The organism is Halalkalibacter wakoensis JCM 9140, from assembly GCF_000513095.1.
GTDB classification, from domain to species: Bacteria; Bacillota; Bacilli; order Bacillales; family Bacillaceae_D; genus Halalkalibacter; species Halalkalibacter wakoensis.
Window position 1 is genome coordinate 1 of record NZ_BAUT01000012.1, and the last position, 22,933, is coordinate 22,933.

Sequence of the window (22,933 nt, forward strand, 5' to 3'; positions counted from 1 at the left end):
GGAGAATGATCGACAGTCATCAAATCAAACTAACAGCTTAAAAATTAACAGAGAGAGAACTAGAAGTGTTAACGTTCATTGTAAAAGGGTTTTCTAATAAAGAAATTGCAGAGCAACTTTTTATTAGTGTTAAAACAGTTGAAACCCACAAATCAAATATTATGGTGAAACTTGAATTAAAGACGAGACCCGAGTTAGTAGAATATGCAGTGAAAAAGGGACTTTTAGTGTATGAAGCGTAATAGCGAAAAGCAGGTGAAATAATCGTGAATCAACAACAATACACACTTAAGGAAGAGGAACCTCATCTTGTTGTAGATCAAGGCGGTCTTATCCAATCAAGCAATATAAAGTGTGGAGAGCTATTTGGGTATTCATGTATGGAAGTCATGGAACAACCCATTACAATGCTCATTCCTGAATTTGCATCAGGAGGAAAAGACTCTTCTGCTTATAATGGGAAAATCGGAATTACAAAAAATGGTGCACCAATTGTTTTAAGCTACCATGTATACCCCTTTTCTTTAATCGATATGTCGTTTTATATGGTTGTGATCAAGAATCAAATGGAACGTTCGACAGAGAATCAGTTATTAGTTCAGTCTCAGATAAAACTTACTAATTTAGAGAAGGTGTTACAGCAATCGTTAGGTGAACTATATGATTTGAAATTTGCGATTGATGAATCTTCAATTGTTGCGATTACGAATCCTAAAGGCATTATCACATATGTAAACGATAAATTTTGTGAGATTTCCAAGTATAGTAAAGAAGATTTAATCGGGCAAACTCATCGAATGATTAATTCTGGACATCATTCTTTTCAATTTTTCCAAGAATTATGGAAAACGATTTCAGCTGGTCGTGTGTGGAAAGGTGAAATAAAGAACAAAGCAAAAGATGGCTCTTATTATTGGGTTGATACGACGATTGTCCCTTTTTTAAGAGGCGAAACCCCTTACCAATATTTAGCCATCAGAAACGAAATTACGAAAAGGAAAAAGGTTGAAGAGCAGCTGAAGAATCTACTAACGAAAGTCATTAACTTACAGGAAGAAGAGAGGAGATTTTTGTCGAGAGAGCTGCACGATCAAATCGGTCAGAAGCTTTATAGTTTACTCATTCATGTGAATTATTTAAAGTCCACTACTAGTGAAAATACAGTTATAGATCAGGTGGAAGCTGATATATCCAATTTAATTGAAGATATTCGAGAAATTTCATGGCAACTGAGGCCGTCCGTTTTAGATGATTTGGGCTTGATACCAGCAATACGATCATTTATTACTCGATTTTCTAAGTTTTACCATATAAAGGTAACTTTTACGAGCGCGGTTTCAAGAAGACTGGAACCCTATATTGAAACAACGATCTATCGCATTGCACAAGAAAGCTTAACAAATATTAGGAAATATGCTGACGTGAAAGAAGCCTCCGTTCACATTGGAGAAGACGACAATGACTTATTCATGACAATAATAGATAAAGGAAAAGGTTTTAATTTAGAAGAAATCAGTCGCAATGTTGGTTTAACAAGCATGGAGGAACGTGCTGATTCAATCGGCGCCAACTTAATAATACAATCGGAAGTAGGAAAAGGGACAAAAATTGAACTGAACATCCCTAAGTTTACATTGATTGAAAAAGGAGAGAAATAGATTGCTAATTCTTTCGTCAAAGAAAAAGAATGTCCTGCTTAAAGGAATTGAGGAAAAAAAAGACCATGTTAAAATTGATGTTTCCGATCCTAGGATCCTAGAACAAATCGACCTTATTAATTTTACGCTTAAGGATCTAGCTATTTGTGCACTAATTAAACCATTTATAGAAGAGAGTATTGATGACATCATTCATGATTTTTATCATACATTATTAAAACAACCAGAGTTAGAGAGAATAATAAAGGATAATAGTTCGGTTGAACGATTGAAATTAACGTTAAAGCAACATATACAAGAGATGTTTACTGGCGTTATTGATGATGAATATATTGCTCAACGACATCGTATCGCCTACGCTCATGTTCGAATTGGATTGCAGAGTAAATGGTATATGGCTGCATTTCAAAATTTACTTCGCTCGGTTATTAACAAACTATCCGTTGTTATCCGAAACCAAACAGAGATGGAAAGAATCATTTTAGCAACAACAAAAATATTCAACCTTGAGCAGCAATTGGTTCTTGAATCATATGAAAAAGAAACCGATCGCATTCGTGAACAATCCGCATTAGCTTTGCAACAAGGGAGGATGGATATTGCTTCAAGAATCAGTAGTTCTTCAGAAGAACTTGCTTCGATTTCAGAAGAGACCAATGCTTCTTTAGAGGAAATCACATCGAATGCAATTGAAATAAAAGAGATTATAACAGATAATAATCAATCCCTCTCTCAAGTTCAAGGAAATTCCACGGAAGGAAAAGAGAGATTAGAAGACCAAACGTCAAAAATGGATATCATTTCAAATCATATCAAAGTAATTAACAACGAAATGACCAACTTTGAAAGAAACTCAAATGAAATAAAAGACATTGTTGAAATTGTTCAAGGTATTGCGGAACAAACGAATCTACTGTCACTTAATGCTGCGATAGAGGCTGCTAGAGCTGGTGAACAAGGTAAGGGATTTGCCGTTGTAGCAAATGAAGTTAGAAAGCTCTCTGAAAACACATCGACATCTGTTGGGAAAGTGTCTGGATTAATTGAAAACAATACAAAGCAAGCAAAGGTTATTTCTGATCTCATTCTAGTTATTAATAATTTAATTGAAGAGGGGAATACAAATATAAAGGATACGAATCAATTTTTTGATATGATTCTAAAGGACATTGATGAGATTAATGTCAAAGGTCAAACGATTGGATCAAACATTGATACATTAATCCAAGTTCTAGAAGAAATAAACAAGGCTTCAGAAACGGTGACTGCTTCTGCAGACAAACTAGTAAAGGTAATTGAAGATTTAGAGGTGCAAGATCATTTAGCTTAAATTCAAGGGATGTGCAAAAGAGGATGTGAGTCTCTTTGTTGCATAGCCCTTTTGTTTTTGTCGTTATATACTTGTATGATGAAGAATGCGACCAATAGATAGGGAGGAAAATCTTTGAAGCGATTAAAAGAACAAATAAGAAAAATAGATCAAAAAGGATATAAGGCATATAAAGATTTACAAGGAACATACCAATTTGAACAATTTCAACTATCGATTGATTATGTACAGGGGGATCCCTTTGCGAGTCCCTCAAAAATCCGCGTTATAATTCCACGTGACCTAACAGTACTACATGAAAATTGGACAAGTAGCAAGTCTCGAAGAATTCGTTGTGAAGACCTTGTTGCAAGAAAAATTCAAGGAGCCTTAGAGAAAAATCGCAACCGAATAAAAGGAACCGGTAAAAGTGGGATGGTCTCAATTGATGCTCCGAATCAAAAAGTAATTGAAAGGACGGCCGTTCACATTTCGAAAGAGCAGATTACGCTCTGTTTGTCAGTTGGGTTACCTGCCAACGGAAGACGTGTTTTAGCAAAAGAAGCAGAAATCCTTTTGTTTCAAGTGATCCCTTCTGTAATCGAAAGATCTGTCTATGCATTAGAAAAAGGTGAGATCGAACAAGCTATTCAATTACAAGATCAACAACAATTTATAAGGGAATATTTACGCGAAAATGAGTTAGTTGCTTTCATTGCAAATGGATCGATTTTGCCAAGGGAAAGTGGTGTGAAGGATACGCCGCTTACCAAAAAGGTCGTTCCCTTTAAAAGCCCCGATTCATTGACGATCAAAATTGATGTTCCTCATTTACAAGATCCAATCAAAGGTATGGCGATTAAAAAAGGAATTACTTTAATTGTTGGTGGAGGCTATCATGGGAAGTCAACATTATTACAAGCGATTGAACAAGGTGTTTACGATCATATAAAAGGAGATGGAAGAGAATATGTCATTACAGATGATGCAGCTGTTAAAATCAGGGCGGAGGACGGCCGGAGTATCTCCAATGTAACGATTTCTCCTTTTATCAATAGATTACCATATGGAAAAGATACAGAGCGTTTTACAAGTGAAAATGCTAGTGGAAGTACGTCACAAGCAGCCAATATTATTGAAATGCTTGAGGCTGGAGCAAAAACTTTATTAATAGACGAAGATACGAGTGCAACCAATTTTATGATTCGCGATGCAAGAATGCAGGCATTAATATCAAAGGAATCGGAACCTATTACACCATTTGTAGATAAAATTGGTCTATTGAAAGATGACCTTGATGTTTCGACCATCCTTGTGATGGGAGGTTCCGGTGATTATTTTAATGTAGCCGATCGTATTATAAAGATGGAACAATATGTGCCAAACGATGTAACCGAAGATGCAAAAAAGATCGCAGCTTTAATACAAACGGATAGAAAAAATGAAGGTGGGACTCGATTTGGGTCTGTTAATGATCGTGTTGTCTTATCGAAGAGTTTATCCAGTCAAAAAGGGGCAAAACAAAAAGTAGCTGTACGTTCTATGCATTACATTCAATTTGGACATTCCGAAATGAATTTGCAGTACGTGGAACAAATTGTTGATGCGAGTCAAACAAGGATGATAGCAGAAAGTTTATTATATATTGAAAGAACCGGTATTCTGAATAAGAACATAACAGTCAAACAGTTGTTGTCTTTATTAGAAGAAAAGATTGAAAAGGAAGGATTATGCTTTGCTTCTATTCACTCAGGTCATCCTGGTGAGTTAGCAAAACCGCGAAAGTTTGAACTCGCCGCAGCATTGAATCGATTACGTAGTTTGCAGTGTGGTTACGAAGTAAGAAAGAACAGTTGAGATGGGAAACTGTTCTTTCTTTTTTTTACTAAAAAAATGAGAATATCGAGAAAAAAATCGATCTGTTGCCTATAGGAGAACTTTAGTGTTTTATATGGTACATCTATAAAGTAAGGTATACATAAGAAAGAAAACAAAACTAACTGGAGGGTATTGAAATGGACACAATAACAGTAACAGGTATCGACTGTAGACATTTTATTAATGGGAAATATGTAGATTCAGCTAATAGTAGAACGTTTCTTAACACAAATCCAGCAAATGAGAATATATTAGGATCTGTTGCTGAAGGTGGCAAAGAAGAAATTGACCTAGCCGTTGCCGCAGCTAAAGAAGCCTTAAATGGTCCGTGGAAGACAATGCCTTTAACAGAACGTTCAAACGTTCTTCGGAAAATTGGAGATTTAATTTTAGAAAGAAAAGACGAGCTTGCTCGTTTAGAGTCACTAGATACTGGAAAACCGATTTGGTTATCAAGCACGATTGACATTCCGCGTGCAGCTTACAATTTCCACTTCTTCGCTGATTACATGACAACGATGGGTACGGAAGCCTATCAGCACGATGACGTAGCCATTAACTATGCAGTTCGTAAGCCGGTTGGAGTTGTGGGCCTTATTAATCCATGGAACTTGCCAATGCTACTCTTAACATGGAAATTAGCTCCTTGTTTAGCAGCTGGAAACACTGCAGTTATGAAGCCGGCTGAGTGGACACCAATGACAGCAACGGTTTTAGCTGAAATTTGTAAAGAAGCAGGGGTGCCAGATGGTGTCGTTAATGTCGTTCACGGTTTTGGTCCGAACTCAGCGGGAGCAGCACTTACAGAACACCCGGATGTAGATGCCATTACGTTCACTGGTGAAACATCAACAGGAACTGCCATTATGAAAGCGGCCGCAAAATCACTAAAAAAGCTTTCTTATGAATTAGGTGGGAAAAACCCGAACATCATCTTTGCAGACTCTGATCTTGACGAAGTGTTAGAAACAACGATCAAATCAAGCTTCATTAATCAAGGGGAAGTTTGTTTATGTGGATCGAGAATTTACGTAGAACGTGCAGCTTATGACGAGTTCGTTGATAAGTTTGTTGCGAAAACGAAGGAACTTGTTGTAGGAGATCCGTTTGATGAAAAAACGAAGATTGGCGCTATGATTGGAAAGGAACATTACGATCGTGTTTTAGGGTTTCTTGATTTAGCACGTGAAGAAGGAGGGATTATCCGTACAGGGGGAGGACGTCCAGACGGCTTTGAAAAAGGGTATTATATTGAGCCGACAATCATTACTGGCCTTGATCGTGATTCGCGTTGTGTACGTGAAGAGATTTTTGGACCAGTTGTCACGGTTATCCCATTTGATACAGAAGAAGAAGTATTAGAACAAGTGAATGATTCTCACTACGGGTTGAGTGCTTCAATTTGGACGAACGATCTTCGTCGTGCACATCGTGTAGCGAACGAAGTAGAAGCAGGAATCATTTGGGTGAATACGTGGTTCTTACGTGACTTAAGGACACCGTTTGGTGGAATGAAGCAAAGTGGGATTGGTCGTGAAGGTGGAATGCACAGTTTTGAGTTTTATAGTGAATTGAAGAACATTTGTATCAAGCTGTGAGAAAACTAAAAATGAGAAAGCAGCACAGACCTATGCTGAGGTTTGTGCTGTTTAATGTCTAGAAGTTTATAAACAGGTTTTGATATTTAAAATCTTAGCCAATGCCTAGAAAGTTCCTGCTTGGTGTTCCTTCGTTTTACGCAATTCTTTTACTAATCAGAAATTGTTTTTAGTTTAAAAAACACTAAGAGCGGAAAGTGCGCAAAGATCGTCCTGTTCTTGTGACCCCCCAGACACTCCGATACCACCAATAAGATCTTCTCCATCATAAATGGGTTGCCCACCTCCAAAAATGGTCATGCGATCGGTGTGGACCATTCCGTGTAATAAGGCGGGTTTGTCTTTAATTCGGTCATACCAATCAGCTGTTGATATACCAAATCCTACAGCCGTATATGCTTTATTCTGGGCTATGTTACTTGGAATTACCTTAGCACCATCCATTCTCATGAACCCAAATAAATTTCCGCCATCATCTACCACAGCAACACTTACCTTAATGTTTAACTCAACCGCTTTTTCAATGGCTTGGCCTATCATCTTTTCGACTAGCTGTTGAGAAAGTACACTTTTTTTTGTAAAGACATGCCTAATGACTCCTTTCTATACAAAAGCAAAAAAATATTGTTGATCCCCTTTTGTACCGTATAAAGGGAGAACGTCCTGTTTTGTAACGTAAAAGTACTATATCATACTAGATACGTAGAGGTAAGAAATGAATTGCATATGTAAGAACATCATGTATTCTTTCGTTTTTTGCTAGAAAGGTGATGAATGACTTGAACAAAAGATGGATCGTTTTTTTCGTTTCGTTAGTTGCATTCTTTGGCCCTTTTTCTCAGACGATTTATGTTCCTTTAATTCCAGAAGTTCAACAACATTTTGGTTCTACAGAATTAGTCGTGAATTTAACCATTTCAATTTACACATTAGTTCTTGCGCTTATGCAAATGGTTTATGGCCCTTTAGTCGATCGTTTTGGGCGAAAAAAGATCCTGATTCCAGCTATTTTGATTTACATTGTTGGTTCAATTGGTGCAGCACTTGCTCCATCTATTTGGCCTCTCATCTTATTCCGGGCTATTCAAGCTTCAGGAATTGCAGCTGGTTCGGTTGTTGCAACAACTGTGATTGGAGATTTGTTTGAAGGGAAAATGCTAGGCCGTTCAATGGGGACGTTTCAAATGTTTGTATCGCTTGGACCTGTACTAGGACCGGTGGTTGGTGGTTTGATTGGTGGATATACAACGTTTACAAATGTATTTTGGTTCTTATCATTTTTGGGAATTATGTTGCTTGTAGTAAATATTTATTTTCTAAAAGAGACAAAAACAAAGAAGACAACAGGTCAGCGTTTTCAGATTAGGGACTTTGCTACTATTACGAGTAATCAAATTGGATCTGCAATCGTATTACTAGCGTTTATTCAATATTATACGTATTATCAGTTTATCGTTTTTCTTCCACACCTGTTGCAAGAGCGATATTTGCTAACTGCCGTTCAAACGGGTGGTGTGTTTTTATTTTTAACATTAGCTGTTGTAATTGGAAATTGGAGTGGTGGTCGAGTACAAGAATATGTGTCAAAGTATAAACTTTTGCTAACGTCAACTACGTTCACCATTATAGCAACATTGTTCTATATAGCCATAGCTAATGTATCAATTGGTTGGTTACTTGTCTCTATATCTTTTTTTGGTTTATGTATGGGACTATCTTCACCTGTTCAAACAACCCTTTTGGTCAATACGTTTGTCGCAAAACGAGCAACAGCTATTGGTTTATATAATTTTTCACGCTATGGAGGAATGGCAGCTGGTCCAATTATTGGCACGATGTTATATAACTACCGTCCTTTTGCTGAATTTTATTTTTCAGCTTTTATCTATATATGTGTTCTTATATTTGCCATTCAAAAAATGAATAAAAAAGATAATGAAACAACGGAGAAAATTGAAAATATGAACGGGTAAACCAAACTTAGTTATAGAAGAATGAAGGAAATATGTCCATTAGCCCAGGAATTCATGGCAATCTTGAATATAATGATAATGCTCAAGGTCTTTGATGGTAGAGTCATTCCACATTTAGTCGAGAGAAGCAACCAGTGCCAAAATAGGTTTGACAAAGGTTGGTGAATAGCGGTGGACACAAGCAATAGTGAGTTCAAAGTAGGTGACTGGGTTAAAGGGAGAACAAGAAACGAGGAATGGGTTCACGGTTATCTAGAAAGTTTTGAACCTTATAATCCGTTGGTGCGTGTTAGAGTCATGTTTAGTGACAATAGTGGGTTTGTTGGAAGAACGATCCGAATTGAGAAAAGAGACATGGAAAAACAAGAGATGCTAACTTCTTATTCTGAAGGAGAGCTGTTGAATTTGATTGACCTAGCTTTGTCAACTAGAGATAAAGACTGGTTTATAGAACTTTCGGAAAAGCTAAAACGAAAACAAAACATTATCTCGTTTATCAAAAGAGGAATTTAGAATTCTCTTCTGAAATCCAACATGAATTAGAAATTGCCCATTAACGGCCTGCCCCTAATTTAGTGTCTGTCCTTCCATTCATTTTTACAATGTACTTTCCAAGGGGCAGTTTCATTCTAGTCAGTATTGTGAATTATTGAGCAAGAAAGAGCGTTTCTCGTACATTATTGGGTATAATAATAGTAAACTTTTTGAAAAAGTAGGGGGGAATGTGGTGAACTTGGTTATCTCACTCCTTGAAGAACCGCTGTTATTATTATTTGTTATTCTATTTTTAGGCTCTCTTCTTGGACAGGCTAAAATCAGAGGACTAAGCCTAGGAACATCCGGTGTTCTATTGGTCGCGATGATCTTTGGGCACTTTGGTTATGAAATTTCAGGAACGGTGCAAAATTTAGGCTTGAGCTTATTCATTGTTGCCGTTGGATTGCAGGCGGGTCCTCGCTTTTTCAGGATGATGCGTACAAGTGGTGTTGTTTTTGGCGTGATTGGTTTGATCATTGTTCTCATTGCAACGATTACAACAGTTATTATCTCATATCTATTTAATTTGTCACCGGCACTTAGCATTGGCTTAATGACTGGGGCTTTAACGAGTACACCTGGGCTTGCGGCTGCCTTACAAGCTACGAATGATCCATTAGCATCTGTTGGGTATGGGATTGCGTACCCTTTTGGGGTAATAGCCGTTGTTTTGTTCGTTCAGCTGTTACCGCGATTGTTAAAAATTGATTTGGTAAGAGATTTGAAAGAAACAGCTGACCCCGTTAAAACGGAAGGATCGCCAGAAGTAAGAACGATTGAAGTGACAAATTTGCAAATCAACAAACGAACTTTAAAGGAACTTGATTTTAAGAAGTACAAATCTGTTGTCATTAGCCGGGTTATTCGCGGTGACCGAAACATTATTGCATTAAATGATACGGTTATTTTAACGGGGGATCGGCTCGTTGCTGTAGGACTACCAGATGACTTAAAAAAGTTCTGTAGGGAAATAGGAAAAGAAGTTACATCTGATTTTACGAATTCAGATCATGTAAAATTAAAGAAAGTGATAGTGGACTCTGAGGAAATAATTGGCAAGACCATTAAGGAATTGCAGCTTAGAAGGATGTACGGAGTTACTGTAACACGGATTGAACGCGGCGGATTTGAATTTAATCAGAGACCAAAATGGCGTTTAGAAAGAGGCGATATTTTAAGTTTAGTGAGCAGTGAAGATCGCTTAGTTTCTGTTGAAAAGTTGTTTACGAAAAAAGCATTAACAGTAACGAATGTTCATATTTTTTCACTAAGCTTAATATTGTTAATTGGGATTCTTATTGGAATGGTTCCAGTTCATATTCCTTTCTTAGGTACTATTACACTTGGTGTAGCAGGGGGACCATTATTTGCTGCATTGCTGATAGGACACTTTGGGAGAATTGGTCCAATAAGAGCACGGTTTTTTCAACCATCCAATCAGGTTGTTCGTGACATTGGTTTAGTCTTGTTTCTAGCAGGTGCAGGAACTACGGCAGGACAAGGTATAGTTGATGTCATTCAACAGGAGGGTATGAGCCTACTTGTTGGTGGGGCTTTTATTACCATTGTTCCAATTGTAGCTGGCTTTTTCATTGCAAGAAAACTATTTAAGCTTAGCATGGTCCATTCCTTAGGAGCACTTTGTGGTGGATTGACCAGTACACCTGGGCTTGGTGCAGTCAATCAATTGATTGACTCTGAAGATCCTTCCATTGCGTACGCAGCTGCCTACCATTTGCCTTGATCTTTGTGGCCATTGCTGCGCAACTTTTGCCATTCTTTTTATAATCTTTTAATTAGATTTTTTTCTCTTGCTCACCCATATAGCTAGACTAATACAAATGACTAGAAACACTCCAAACGTAATAAGTAACAATGCATCAGCACTATCGATCATGATTGTAATCCTCCTAACATTGATAAGGTCTTTTTTATTTTTTAACAATAAGTTAGAAATATACAAGTGAAAAATAAGGTCGTTAATTAGTTAAGACGACCTTATTTTTCATGGGATTGAACTAAAAATCCATGTTTCTTTGCTAGCATTTTTTTAGCTTCATTGTAAGAAAGGCCTGATTGTGCGTTTAGGCGTTTTACCTCGTCGATATCTGTTCCTGATATCGCTTTATTTTTTCTCATCTTGATCACCTCTTTTTTACTTTACGTAAAAAATTACTGAATTAAACGTTTCATACACATTTTGTACGTAATGACTTCAATAGATCCAGGAAAATACTGTGATCTTTATCACACCGGAAAACAATACCATATTGTACAATTAAAATCATATTTAACTGGGAAATGAGGGGACAATATGAGTTTGGAGGCTGAACTTAGTCATGCATTAAAAAAGTTGAAAGACATAGAATCGGCGCTGAATGAATCTTCAATTGTTGCCATTACGGATGAAAAAGGGATCATCCAATTTGCTAATGATAAATTCTGTGAAATTTCTAAATATAGTAGAGAAGAATTAATTGGAAAAACGCACCGGCTCATTAATTCAGGTTATCACGACAAGGATTTTATGAAAAAACTATGGGAAACGATTACAAAAGGAGAAGTGTGGAAAGGGGAGTTTCAAAACAAAGCGAAAGACGGTGCACTTTATTGGGTCGACACCACGATTGTTCCATTTTTAAATGAAGAAGGAGTTCCATATCAATTTGTCTCAATCCGTCATGATATCACACGTCGAAAAGAAATTGAAAAAAACATGCAATACATGGCCTATTTTGATCCACTTACATTGTTGCCGAATCGAAATAAGTTGAATAAGTGGGTCAGTGAAATAGATATAGGTAGAAAAATCGATGACCAAATAGCGATTGTATTTTTAGATTTGGATCGATTTAAGGCTATTAATGATCAATACGGTCACACAATTGGAGATCTGTTGCTAAAACAAGTTGGAGAACGCCTTAATAGTGTATTGAGCGAAAAAGATTTCATTACACGTCAAGGTGGAGATGAATTCGTTTTAATCCTTGACCAAATTGAGAGTAAGCAAGAAGTGCTTTCTGTTATACAAAACATAATCAATCAATTATCCTTCCCTTTTTATATTCGCAATCATAAAATTGAGGTTTCAGCAAGTATTGGTGTAAGTGTTGATTATGTTCGAAAGAGTCATAAGAATTATCAAGAATTTATTGAAGGTTTAATGAAAGAAGCTGACCATGCAATGTATAAATCGAAGCAACAAAATGGTAGCTCCTATAGTTTTAGTACACCAAAACAAAGCTTAGAGATGGAACGCTATTATTTGTTGCAAAGGGAAATGGAGCAGGCGCTTGATTTGAATGAATTTTTCCTTGTTTATCAACCGCTTGTTAACCTAGAAACAAACGTAACGGAAGGGGCAGAAGTCCTATTAAGATGGAATAATGCAAAATTTGGTTTTGTACCTCCAACGGAGTTTATCCCTTTATTAGAAGAAACAGGTCAGATTATATCTGTTGGAAATTGGATTCTTCGATCAGCCTGTAAACAGGTACAGGATTGGAAAGATCTTGGGTTTCCGTTGAAGAAGCTTTCCGTGAATGTATCACCAGTGCAATTTAGAGATCAAGAATTTGTAAGAGACGTAGAAGCTATTCTAAACGATACGAACCTTGATCCTTCCTGTTTAGAACTCGAAATTACAGAAGGAGTTCTCCTTAATGTGGAAGTTTCTCGAAAAGTATTGCTGCAACTTAAGGATCTAGGAGTGAACATATCCATTGATGATTTTGGAACAGGGTATTCATCATTAAGCTATCTCAAACATTTACCAGTTGATACGATAAAAATAGATAAATCGTTTATAAGTGAATTAGATTCCGACGGAGAAGTACTCGTTAATACCATTATTAATATGGGACACAATTTACATTTTACTGTGATTGCAGAAGGGATTGAAACAGAAAAGCAATTAACCTATTTGCAACAACAAAACTGCCAAAAAGGGCAAGGGTATATTTTTAGCAAGCCATTAAAAGCACAGGAGTTTCTTCGTTACTTGTTTCGTTTTGAAGCATTAACGAAGTGAATTGCTGTCCAAAAAGTGGCCCTTTTTTAAAAGTACGAACTTACTTATCCATAAAAATAAGAAGCTAACTTGGATCAACGTCAAGTTAGCTTCTTATTTTTTATTTAGAAGTCTTTTACTCCTTTTAAATAAGTATAAATACTATGATTGCCAGCAAGTGAATCTGTTTGAATGCCAAATGTGTAGGCATCTTTTATATGGTGATAACTATAAGTTTGATCGGTTAACGGACTGTAAATCGACTCAGGAGGCAATAGTGGTACTATATCGTAAACATTCACAAATCGGAAGCATTCATGAAGTGACTGATGAACATCCTTTGCAAATTTTGCATCTCCAACTCTCGGGCTCGCATAATTATAAAGAGATACGTTAAAGCCGTGTTTAGAGATGTCGTAAGCACATAACGTTGCTAAAGCAGCACCCAGACTATGACCTGTAACATAAATCGTTTTCTTTAATGGAATTTGATCCACCGTATCCAGAATTTCTTCACGGCATGATTCGTAAATTGAACAAAACCCTTCATGAACTTCATTTTCATCTTTCGTGTATGGAAAACTCATTTGTGCTACTTCAGCATCGACAATCCAATCTGGGTTTGAGTCTGTACCACGAAAAGCAATAATGACACTTTTCTTTGATTCGATAATAAATCCGAACCATTCTTTAAATCCGATGGCGTTTGCTTTGAAACTTTTTAGAAGAGAGAAGCCTTTTGGAATCGTAAAGTCACCTTCGTTTTCATATTGCATATATGTTTGTAAGCAGCAATTTCCTAAAAATAATGGAAGCTGTTTCTTAAAAGTTGTTGTCATATTGGTTCCTCCTGTTCATGCTGATACATTACCATATGTGCGAATCACCAATAACGACTCAAATAAGACGTGCTAATTTCCTACATTTCTTTATTGAATTACGACACAATGTATTTCTCCTCCACGATTTGCAACAACGATTTTGTTTTCGTATATAGCTGGAGTTGCTTCAATATTGGAATTAAGGTGAATTGTGTCTAGGATTTTTCCAGAGGATCCTTCGATAAAGTGGATGTTACCTGCTGATTCGGCTTGAACGATGTAAGACGTCCCCTCCTCGGAATATACATCAATAGGTGATGACCATGCATAATGATCTAATTCCCTCTTCCATATTTCTTCGCCTGTCTCTTTATTAAGAGCCACTAACAGACCACTTTGTAGGGTGTTATAGCGAGCAATCGAAAAAATGACGAGCTCACTTATATCATTTTTACCGATAATTGGCGTCGCTAGGACGCCTCCATTAACATCAGGTATGGAATAGGCGGGATAGTCTGTCTTCCACATGACTTTTCCTGTTAGGCCATGGATTTTTCGAATTAGAGCATTTCCTTTAGATCCTTGATGATCTACTTCTGTACCTGTATAAATCATCGGAATATCTTGTTCGGGTTCAATGACGATGGTTGCGTCGGTGTCATCTGTTTTTGGCAGAGCAAATATAGGCTGCATATCTTGTAAGTCTAAGGCAATAACACTACCACCATTATCTGCAAAATAGGCAATATTTTTATAAATGGAAACGGAATTTTCGATACCTTGGTACGGGTTACCGTCAATTTGGTAACTCCACTTAACCGTTTTAGGTTCTACTAATATGGTTCTGGCTTCTTTGTCAAATTGTGTGTGTAACGTGATTTTGTAAAAGAGACCATTTTCTCCTGCTATAATTAATTGATCTGTTTCACGATTAATCAGAGCTGACCCGTCAAAAGCTCCCCATTTTCGGTAAGCCTTTGAATCAATGCCTTCAATAAAGTGAAGCATCTCACCATTTAATAAGCTGAAAATTCGATACCCAATTGGTGAATGATCAGGTATGCCTTGACCTACATAAAGAAGAGGATAGCCACGAGGGTCAATCGTTACAGAGCCTTTGATGGGACCTCCAATATAAATAGAATCTCGTGTTTTCTTTCCTGTTTCTAAGTCTAAAAAGTAGACTGAACCATCTAATGAACCGTAAATGACTTCAACAAGATTGTCTTTCTTTTTAAATTCCTTATAGACGTTCATCATTTCAAGCATGTCTTGATCCCACTTTACAATGCTTGGCTGCCCCGTCCAACCAGCCCCACCACCCCATTTATGGTGAGAATTGGTTTGAAAGGTCCAACTGGATGCTAGTTCTAACGTTTTAGTATGAAATGTGCCATATGCTGGAGCAGTTCTTAAATGATTTCCTCTAAATGTATAAATTCCAGGTAATTCAGTGTAAGATTCAGGAAACAAGAAAGAATCTTCAACTACAGGAATCTCTGAATGGACTTGATAGGACAGGGTAGGAATTGGTTCTTTCTGCAAAATAATTGGCTTGTAAATATAAGCATCCCGAACAGATTTAAAAGGCTGATTTGTTAATCTGGTTGAATGATCTCTAGCTGAGATAAATGAATCTGCTAATATGGTAGTAGAAATAGAGGAGTGAGTGCAGCTTGTTAATAAGAAGGTGCAACTAAACATAATAAGAAAGAAAAAAGATTTCAAAAAGCTCCCTCGCTTTCTAGACGAACATTGTTACACATCCATCATATTCAAAATGATTTGAAAAAAATGGCGGAACATGTAAGCAAAAAAAATATTTTTACTTCGTTCAGGCTAGATGGCTAAATTGGTCTAGTATGAGAGTAGGGGATTGAGTGATAACCAAACGAAAAAGGAGGCTGATCAGTATGATTACTATCGTATGTAATGCTGACGATTTTGGGTATAGCAGAGGAGTGAATCATGGTATTATCGATGCTCACAAATATGGTGTGGTTAATTCGGCTACCATGATGATGAATATGCCTGGTACGGAGCATGCGATCTTACAAGCGAAAGAAAATCCAAGCCTACATGTGGGGATTCATCTCGTTTTAACATGTGGGATTCCGCTGAGCAAGGGGCTAAAAACGATTATAACCGACGAAGGGAAATTCTTTCGAAAACCAGATGTATTGTTTAATAGTGAGATGGATCTAAAAGAAGTTGAAAAAGAGTGGCGAGCGCAAATTGATCGATTTTATTCTTCTGGATTAAAGGCAAGTCATTTTGATAGCATCATCATGTACATATGAACGAAAAGCTAAGCGATTTATTTGAAACATTGGCGTTAGAATATAATGTGCCTGTTAGGACGTATCCTTTGCGTAAAAAAGCTCGACCATACACTGACTATTTAATTCTAGACTTTTATAAAGAAGGAGCGAGTATTGCAACTTTAGATCAAATAGTAAAGGAATCTAAAGACGGAGATCGAATTGAAATCATGACGCATCCTGCTTATATGGACACTCATATTTTACAATCGTCTTATAATATGGAAAGGATTTTGGAGCTTGATGTATTAACTACATGGAAGGTGCCGGCAAATGTAAATATGAAGCTAAGGTGACTAAATAAGTTGTAAGGGATAAACCTATGAATCTTGTATGTATATTCATCTTTTGTAAAATTAATTCACATTCTTTAATATTGTATTTAAATTATGATGTATAATAGGGGTTCACATTGAAAGGTGGTTAATCATGGCAGTACAAACTAGAGCGATCTCTCTTACAGAGAAGATTCAAATAAATGACGGTTCGCATATCCTTTATTTTTATGATTCGAAAGAGCAATATGTAGAAAATCTTTTATCGTTTATTTTCTCAGCTAAAATGATGAATCAACATGCAATCATTATAGAAAGCCTTGAAGTATATGAGATGTTGTTAGAAAAACTGGGAGATACATATGAAAATGAAGGAATTTCAGAGATTTTGCATTATAAAAACAATATAGACTTTTATCAAACTTATGGTGACTTTAAATTTGAGCGAGCTTTAGAGAGTTTTAAAGAAACTGTTCAGCCTTTCGTAGATAAAGAACTTTCGGTTCGAGTTTGGGGTAAGGTAGCATGGAACGATCTACTATATGATAAAGAAGACATGCATAGGTATGAATGTGAGTGTGATTTAACGGTCAGTGAAATTGGATACATGACCGTGTGTGTATACGATGGAAATGAAGTGCCGGCTTCTATTCAAACAGAAATGATGAGAAGTCATCCCTATTTAATGACGGATAAAGACTTAGTGAAATCATCATTATACAATCATAAAGATCACACCGTTTTCCCATCACTGGCAACACAAAAGAAAATTGAAACAGAACTTGATTTCTACCGACAAAAACTAGATTTTATTCATGTTATTGCACACGAAGTACGTAACCCTTTGACTGTTATCAAGTCATTTGCATCTATATTAAAATCGGAGTTGCCAGATCGTGATATCCAAGCGAAATTAAGTTTAATAGAAGATTATTCAGTCGCTATTGATCACGAAATTCATCATATTATTCAAACGGAACAAATGTTAACGGTTGATACATTCTGGAAAACTAAATTAATTAAAGCATTGCCCGCGATACAAGAAGTAGTAGAAGTCATGTCGGTTAAAGCGAGAACGCAAAATATCATTCTCCATTCAAATTTAGAAATACCATCCAATACAATTATGAATGGAAACTTAATGGGGATTAAATTGATCATTTCCAATTTACTGAGCAATGCTATTAAATATAGCCATGAAGGTGGAGCAGTTACTATTGATAGTTATATCAAGGATCAGCGTATACATATACATATTGTCGACCATGGGGTTGGAATGACACCGGAAAACTTAGAAAGGCTATATCAAAAATATCAAAAAATCAATCAAGAAATAGCAGGTCAGGGAATTGGTTTGTTTATGGTGTATCAAATTGTAAAGCATTTTAAAGGAGATATTGATATTTCAAGTGAACAAGGAAAAGGTACAGAAGTGAAGCTATCTTTTCCGGCATAAAGGATCTTTTTGATGACAAAATAGATAGATAGTCACTTAAATTGTTTCAAGTGAAGTGAGTTTTCAATGAATTATTGAATTCCAGCATCTCGATTAATAAAACTCGAGGTGCTTTTTCTACGTACTCTTCCGAATAACAATCATTTCTAAATTTTATATTGTTATATGACAATAGATCACCTATAATTCAAATTAGTAAGAAAATGTAAAAAAATCTGACATGTAAGGGGGAGTTTCTGTGAGTGATGTGATTAATTGGTTAAATGGAGTTCTATGGAGTACACCGATGATTATCTTCTGTCTTGGCGTTGGATTATTGTTTTCCATTCTCACGCGCTTTCTGCAAGTTAGGCGAATGAAAGACATGGTCCAGTTAACTTTTCGTGGGAAAAGTTCATCGGCAGGGATTTCGTCATTTCAGGCGTTAGCGATCGCACTTTCCGGGCGAGTTGGTACTGGTAATATAGCTGGTACTGCGACGGCAATTGCATTTGGAGGACCAGGTGCTGTTTTTTGGATGTGGATGATTGCTTTTATTGGTGCGTCAAGTGCTTTTATTGAATCAACTCTAGCGCAAATTTACAAACAAAAGCAAGATGGACAGTATCGAGGTGGTCCTGCTTATTATATTGAAAAAGGGATCGGTTTGAAGTGGTATGCCGTTGTTTTTGCTATTGCAACATTACTTGCAATGAGTTTACTGATGCCTGGGATTCAGTCTAATTCCATTGCAGTTGCTGTAGAAAATGCTTTTTCTGTTAGTACTTATGTTACAGGTATTATTTTAATTTTTATTATTGGTATTATCATTTTTGGTGGTGTTAAACGTATTGCGAATGTGGCTCAATACGTTGTTCCATTTATGGCAGTAGCCTATATTTTGCTATCACTTATCATTGTTTTGGTTAATATTACAGAGCTACCAGCAGTAATTGGTTTAATTTTGAGTAGTGCTTTCGGTGCTGACGCAGCGTTTGGTGGTATTATCGGCCTTGCTATTTCGTGGGGGGTAAAACGTGGGATTTACTCAAACGAAGCTGGACAAGGAACGGGTCCTCACGCCGCAGCAGCTGCTGAAGTTTCGCATCCTGCTAAACAAGGATTAGTGCAGTCATTCTCTGTCTATATTGATACACTTTTAGTTTGTTCTGCTACAGCATTTATGATTCTCTTTACTGGCATGTACAATGTAGAAAGTCCAGAGGGCGGATACATCGTTAACAACATTAGTGAAATTCCTGCTGGTGCGGGGTATACACAAGCTGCTATTGAATCCGTACTTCCTGGATTTGGAGCTTCTTTTGTGGCAATTGCTTTATTCTTCTTTGCTTTTACAACGATTATGGCGTACTACTATATGGCGGAAACAAATGTTGCGTATTTAATACGTGGCAAATATAAAAAGTACGGAATGTTCTTATTAAAAGTCATTCTTCTTGCAGCTGTTTTCTTTGGTGCAATTAGAGAAGCTGATTTAGCTTGGGCTCTAGGAGATGTAGGTTTAGGTTTGATGGTTTGGCTAAACTTGATCGCCATTTTAATTCTTGCGAAGCCTGCTTTAAGAGTGTTAAAAGATTATGAGCAACAGAAAAAAGAAGGAAAAGACCCTGTATTCGATCCAAAGAAATTAAACATCCAAAATGCTGATTATTGGGAGCATGAATACGAAGAGGATCAAAAAAATAATGATAAGCTTTCCGGGTAATTAAAACATTATGGAACAGGTGAAATAGAAAGTTTCGATTTTTTAGCTTAAATGTTTAAAAGCTTGCTATGATAGTGAATTCATAGCAAGCTCATTTATTATCTACTTTCTAGAATTGGGTTCATAGAATCTCTGAGGACCTTAACGGAGCGATCGAATTGAGCCTTTTCTAGTGTGTTTAGTTCAATTTCTATAATGCTTCGTATTCCATTACGATTAATAATGCTGGTACGCCAATGTAAATATCAGAATGACCATACTCCCCATTTAGGTAAGCTGATATTGGAAGGATACTGTTTTCATTTTGTAATATTGCTTTTGTGATCCGTACCAATGACATGCCTATTCCATAATAAGTTGCTCCTTTGCGATCAATGATATGGTAAGCGGCATCCCGTACATTTTCAAAAATTTCATTCAGAGCTTCCGTTTTATAATTTTTATTTTTTTCTATAAAGGTTTGAAGTTTATCAATACCAATTGTTGCATGACTCCATACAGGTAATTCTGTATCTCCATGTTCTCCGATAATGTAAGCGTGTATATTCCGTGGATCAATCTCAAAATAATCTCCTAACATATAACGTAACCTAGCTGAATCCAAAGTCGTACCAGAACCAATTACTCTCTCTTTTGGTAAGCCAGATTCTTTCCACGTTACATATGTCATAAGATCGACCGGATTTGTTGCGACTAAGAAGATTCCATCAAAGCCACTTTTCATAATGTTACCGACAATTTGCTTGAAGACCTTCGTATTTTTAGCAACCAAATCTAATCTCGTTTCACCAGGTTTTTGAGCTAAACCAGCGGTAATAACGATTAAGTCTGCTTGTTCACAATCAGCGTAAGTTCCGTTCCACACTTTCATAGCTGTAGGAGCGAAAGGAAGACCGTGATTAAGGTCCATGGCTTCCCCTTCAGAACGTAATTCATTTACATCTATAAGGACTAATTCTTCGGTAACGCCTTGATTTATTAATGAGTAGGCATAGCTGCAACCTACTGCTCCTGTTCCGATAAGAACGACGCGATTTACTTTTCCGTTCATTTAAAAAACCTCCTTCTTAAATAGCCCAAGAACTCTTTTGTCATTTTTTTCTACATGTAAAGTATAACACTTTCATGTGAATGATTTCACATACACTCGTGAAAAATATGTGAACTTTTTCACATGGTAAGGTGCTTGTTTAAAGTTAGTTAAACCACAAAAATTAAAATGTATTATTTATGGACGTGTTTTAATCGAGTAAATAAGAGAAGCAAGGATGGAGGGAAACCGCCATCCTTGCTTTTCTATTCTAACTATTTAACATAACTTTTTTCTGTACTTACTTTTCTAGTAAACTTTTCTTTCCAATGCCTTATTACAAAGACAGGAGTCCAAGCTCGGTTCTCTGGTTTGTTGACAACTAAAATACCAATAATTACAAATAGTAATGAAAGAAAGACGATTGGATTTAGTGTTTCTCCTAAATACCACGCGGATTGAATGACACCAAATACAGGGATAAGGAAGTAATACATGGAAATTTTGCCTACATTATTGTATTTCATGAGTGTATTCCATAAGAAAAATCCAGCCGCTGAAACAAAAGCCAAATAAAGAAGTAAGCCTAATGATTGTTTTGTTATAGTAAGTGGAACAAACCCTGACCCGACACTACCTACAGTAAGAAGAAAAAGGGAACCTAATAACATTTGATAGGTTGTTAAGTAAAGCGGATGTAGCTTTTTGGCTTTGTTTTTTGCTAAAATACCTCCCATTGCATTAGACATCGCTGCTATTAGTAAGGCAATGGCTCCGAAGCCAAACGAAAATCCAAGACTTCCATTGCCTGTAGCAAGAACGACACCGATAAAGCCAAATAGTAATCCAATCGTTTTTTGCCAATTTAGACGATCGTTTACATACATGAAATGGGCAATTACAATCGAAAAGAAAGTCGTTGAACCAGTAAGAATTGAACTTTCAATACCGCTAGTCATACTAACCCCGACATGAAGCATTAAATATTGCAAGGCTGTCTGAAAAAAACCAATTTGGATAATAGCAGGTAGTGATCCTTGTAAGTAGCGAATATGTCGTTGTTTTAAATAGAGAAATAAGAAAAGCAACAACGATGCGAGAAAAAAGCGATAACCAGCAAATAGGATTTGAGTATACGTGTCAGTGTCTTCAATCATGAACACCTCATAAGCTATTTTTATTAAAGGAAAAGAACTTCCCCATAAAAAACAAACAAAACAAGCGGTAAGAAGAATGCCGATTGGACTTGTGAAAAATAGTTTTGCATTCATTTTATTTCCCTTTCCTTTCTAGATGTTTTACTAAAAATGAGTATATATGGTGTGTTAAGATAAGGGAAATGAATGTTTTTGATCATCTGCATGAATTTTTTTCATGTTAAAGCAAGGAGAGAAGAAAGTGACGATTACTAGATTCGAAATATTTACTAAAGTAGTAGAACTTGGAGGGTTGACACGTGCTGGTGATGCCTTAAATTTAACTCAGTCAGCTGTAAGTCATGCCATCTCGAATTTGGAAAAGGAATTTGGTTTTCCTCTGTTAATCCGAAATCGTGGAGGGATAACGTTAACAAATGAAGGAGAACGAACGCTACGTTATATGAGAGAAATTTTGCAAATGAATGAACAACTTCAACAAGAAATTGCATCGATTCATGGGTTGGAAGTGGGAACAGTTAGAATTGGTACATTTACAAGTGTCTCAACGAATTGGTTGCCTGATATTATTAAACAATTTCAACAAAGCTTTCCTTCTATTAGGTTAAAGCTGTTTGAAGGGAATTATCACGAAATTGAATCGTGGCTAGCAAATGGAAAAATAGATTGTGGCTTTGTCACACTGCCATCGAATGATGCCTTTCATATTGTTCCTTTGAAAACAGACAGGATGTTATGTATCGTACCAGAGAATCATCCTTATGCCCATCAAGAGAGAATCATGTTCAAACAAATTGAACAAGAACCTTTTATAATGCAAAAGGTTGGAGGTAACAATGATGTACGGCGAATTTTTGATGAATATCAGGTTCAACCATCGATCACGTATGAACTGGCCGACGACCATGCCATCGTATCAATGGTTCAAAACCAATTGGGAATAAGTGTCCTGCCAGAACTTGTTTTACCTAGCAAACCTGAAGGGCTACGCCTATTAGGGTTAGAGAAAGAAAGCTTTCGCTTAATTGGGATTGCAACGTCTGTACAAATGGCACCCGCAACCAAAAGGTTTATTGATTGTGTGAAAACATGGGTAGACCAAACGTAGCGTGATTGTTTAGAAAATTTAAAATTGTAAATAAAACAAAGCTTTCATATAATATAGTCAAGCGTTAGTTATGTTTATAAAAGAAGAACATACGAAAG

Annotated in this window: 16 protein-coding genes and 3 pseudogenes; 13 read left to right on the top strand and 6 right to left on the bottom strand. The window is 36.6% G+C overall.

The window, feature by feature from the left end:
- Positions 1-44 precede the first annotated feature (44 nt).
- From JCM9140_RS23065 to JCM9140_RS07065, 5 genes and pseudogenes are all read left to right on the top strand, one after another.
- A pseudogene (locus JCM9140_RS23065) lies at positions 45-242 on the top strand (response regulator transcription factor); the annotation flags it as partial.
- 24 nt (positions 243-266) lie between these two features.
- Positions 267-1,658 carry a PAS domain-containing sensor histidine kinase gene (locus tag JCM9140_RS07050; RefSeq protein ID WP_235715300.1) on the top strand — a complete coding sequence of 464 codons (1,392 nt, stop codon included), beginning with the start codon at positions 267-269 and terminating at the stop codon, positions 1,656-1,658.
- Position 1,659: 1 nt separating this feature from the next.
- A complete protein-coding gene (locus tag JCM9140_RS07055; protein ID WP_052002124.1) occupies positions 1,660-2,988 on the top strand; it encodes a globin-coupled sensor protein in 1,329 nt (442 codons plus the stop codon).
- A gap of 114 nt (positions 2,989-3,102) precedes the next feature.
- On the top strand, positions 3,103-4,824 hold the full coding sequence (locus JCM9140_RS07060) for an ABC-ATPase domain-containing protein (RefSeq protein ID WP_034744301.1): 1,722 nt from the start codon (positions 3,103-3,105) through the stop codon (positions 4,822-4,824).
- 158 nt (positions 4,825-4,982) lie between these two features.
- The gene (locus tag JCM9140_RS07065; RefSeq protein WP_034744304.1) at positions 4,983-6,443 is read left to right on the top strand and encodes an aldehyde dehydrogenase; all 1,461 of its coding nucleotides are present in this window, start codon (positions 4,983-4,985) and stop codon (positions 6,441-6,443) included.
- A gap of 174 nt (positions 6,444-6,617) precedes the next feature.
- Here JCM9140_RS07065 and JCM9140_RS07070 read toward each other — a convergent pair whose 3' ends face one another.
- A complete protein-coding gene (locus tag JCM9140_RS07070; protein WP_034744307.1) occupies positions 6,618-7,037 on the bottom strand; it encodes an ATP--cob(I)alamin adenosyltransferase in 420 nt (139 codons plus the stop codon).
- A gap of 185 nt (positions 7,038-7,222) precedes the next feature.
- On the opposite strand from JCM9140_RS07070, the gene JCM9140_RS07075 reads away from it, so the two are divergent.
- From JCM9140_RS07075 to JCM9140_RS07085, 3 genes are all read left to right on the top strand, one after another.
- On the top strand, positions 7,223-8,416 hold the full coding sequence (locus tag JCM9140_RS07075; protein WP_052002126.1) for an MFS transporter: 1,194 nt from the start codon (positions 7,223-7,225) through the stop codon (positions 8,414-8,416).
- A gap of 171 nt (positions 8,417-8,587) precedes the next feature.
- Complete coding sequence (locus JCM9140_RS07080; protein WP_034744310.1) at positions 8,588-8,929, top strand: IDEAL domain-containing protein; 342 nt, start codon at positions 8,588-8,590, stop codon at positions 8,927-8,929.
- A gap of 214 nt (positions 8,930-9,143) precedes the next feature.
- The gene (locus JCM9140_RS07085; RefSeq protein WP_235715301.1) at positions 9,144-10,697 is read left to right on the top strand and encodes an aspartate:alanine exchanger family transporter; all 1,554 of its coding nucleotides are present in this window, start codon (positions 9,144-9,146) and stop codon (positions 10,695-10,697) included.
- A 254-nt stretch (positions 10,698-10,951) separates the two neighbouring features.
- On the opposite strand, the gene JCM9140_RS23665 is transcribed toward JCM9140_RS07085, so the two are convergent.
- On the bottom strand, positions 10,952-11,092 hold the full coding sequence (locus JCM9140_RS23665) for a hypothetical protein (RefSeq protein WP_166485455.1): 141 nt from the start codon (positions 11,090-11,092) through the stop codon (positions 10,952-10,954).
- Positions 11,093-11,267: 175 nt separating this feature from the next.
- On the opposite strand from JCM9140_RS23665, the gene JCM9140_RS07090 reads away from it, so the two are divergent.
- Positions 11,268-12,983: a putative bifunctional diguanylate cyclase/phosphodiesterase gene (locus JCM9140_RS07090; RefSeq protein WP_034744313.1), complete on the top strand. Its 1,716-nt coding sequence runs from the start codon at positions 11,268-11,270 to the stop codon at positions 12,981-12,983.
- A 104-nt stretch (positions 12,984-13,087) separates the two neighbouring features.
- Here the strand turns inward: JCM9140_RS07090 and JCM9140_RS07095 are convergent, their stop codons facing one another.
- Complete coding sequence (locus JCM9140_RS07095) at positions 13,088-13,801, bottom strand: lipase family protein (RefSeq protein WP_034744316.1); 714 nt, start codon at positions 13,799-13,801, stop codon at positions 13,088-13,090.
- A 90-nt stretch (positions 13,802-13,891) separates the two neighbouring features.
- Positions 13,892-15,511, bottom strand: coding sequence for an outer membrane protein assembly factor BamB family protein (locus tag JCM9140_RS07100; RefSeq protein ID WP_081727603.1), 1,620 nt, complete (start codon positions 15,509-15,511; stop codon positions 13,892-13,894).
- 185 nt (positions 15,512-15,696) lie between these two features.
- On the opposite strand from JCM9140_RS07100, the pseudogene chbG reads away from it, so the two are divergent.
- The 3 genes and pseudogenes from chbG (at position 15,697) to JCM9140_RS07115 (ending at position 19,540) form a co-directional block, all read left to right on the top strand.
- A pseudogene (gene chbG / locus JCM9140_RS25065) lies at positions 15,697-16,400 on the top strand (chitin disaccharide deacetylase).
- A 133-nt stretch (positions 16,401-16,533) separates the two neighbouring features.
- The gene (locus tag JCM9140_RS07110; RefSeq protein WP_034744319.1) at positions 16,534-17,835 is read left to right on the top strand and encodes an MEDS domain-containing protein; all 1,302 of its coding nucleotides are present in this window, start codon (positions 16,534-16,536) and stop codon (positions 17,833-17,835) included.
- Between the two features lie 238 nt (positions 17,836-18,073).
- Complete coding sequence (locus JCM9140_RS07115) at positions 18,074-19,540, top strand: alanine/glycine:cation symporter family protein (RefSeq protein ID WP_034744322.1); 1,467 nt, start codon at positions 18,074-18,076, stop codon at positions 19,538-19,540.
- Positions 19,541-19,638: 98 nt separating this feature from the next.
- Here JCM9140_RS07115 and JCM9140_RS07120 read toward each other — a convergent pair.
- Positions 19,639-20,591: pseudogene (locus tag JCM9140_RS07120) on the bottom strand (L-lactate dehydrogenase).
- Positions 20,592-20,845: 254 nt separating this feature from the next.
- Positions 20,846-21,841, bottom strand: a complete 996-nt coding sequence (locus tag JCM9140_RS07125) for a DMT family transporter (protein ID WP_081727606.1) — start codon at positions 21,839-21,841, stop codon at positions 20,846-20,848.
- 127 nt (positions 21,842-21,968) lie between these two features.
- On the opposite strand from JCM9140_RS07125, the gene JCM9140_RS07130 reads away from it, so the two are divergent.
- Positions 21,969-22,835, top strand: a complete 867-nt coding sequence (locus JCM9140_RS07130; protein WP_034744324.1) for a LysR family transcriptional regulator — start codon at positions 21,969-21,971, stop codon at positions 22,833-22,835.
- Positions 22,836-22,933: the final 98 nt, after the last annotated feature.

Excerpts from the sequence above, each read along its gene's own strand:
- JCM9140_RS07065 (WP_034744304.1), top strand. The coding sequence starts at position 4,983 with ATGGACACAATAACAGTAACAGGTATCGACTGTAGACATTTTATTAAT.
- JCM9140_RS23665 (WP_166485455.1), bottom strand. The coding sequence starts at position 11,092 with ATGAGAAAAAATAAAGCGATATCAGGAACAGATATCGACGAGGTAAAA.
- JCM9140_RS07090 (WP_034744313.1), top strand. The coding sequence starts at position 11,268 with ATGAGTTTGGAGGCTGAACTTAGTCATGCATTAAAAAAGTTGAAAGAC.
- JCM9140_RS07095 (WP_034744316.1), bottom strand. The coding sequence starts at position 13,801 with ATGACAACAACTTTTAAGAAACAGCTTCCATTATTTTTAGGAAATTGC.
- JCM9140_RS07110 (WP_034744319.1), top strand. The coding sequence starts at position 16,534 with ATGGCAGTACAAACTAGAGCGATCTCTCTTACAGAGAAGATTCAAATA.
- JCM9140_RS07125 (WP_081727606.1), bottom strand. The coding sequence starts at position 21,841 with ATGAATGCAAAACTATTTTTCACAAGTCCAATCGGCATTCTTCTTACC.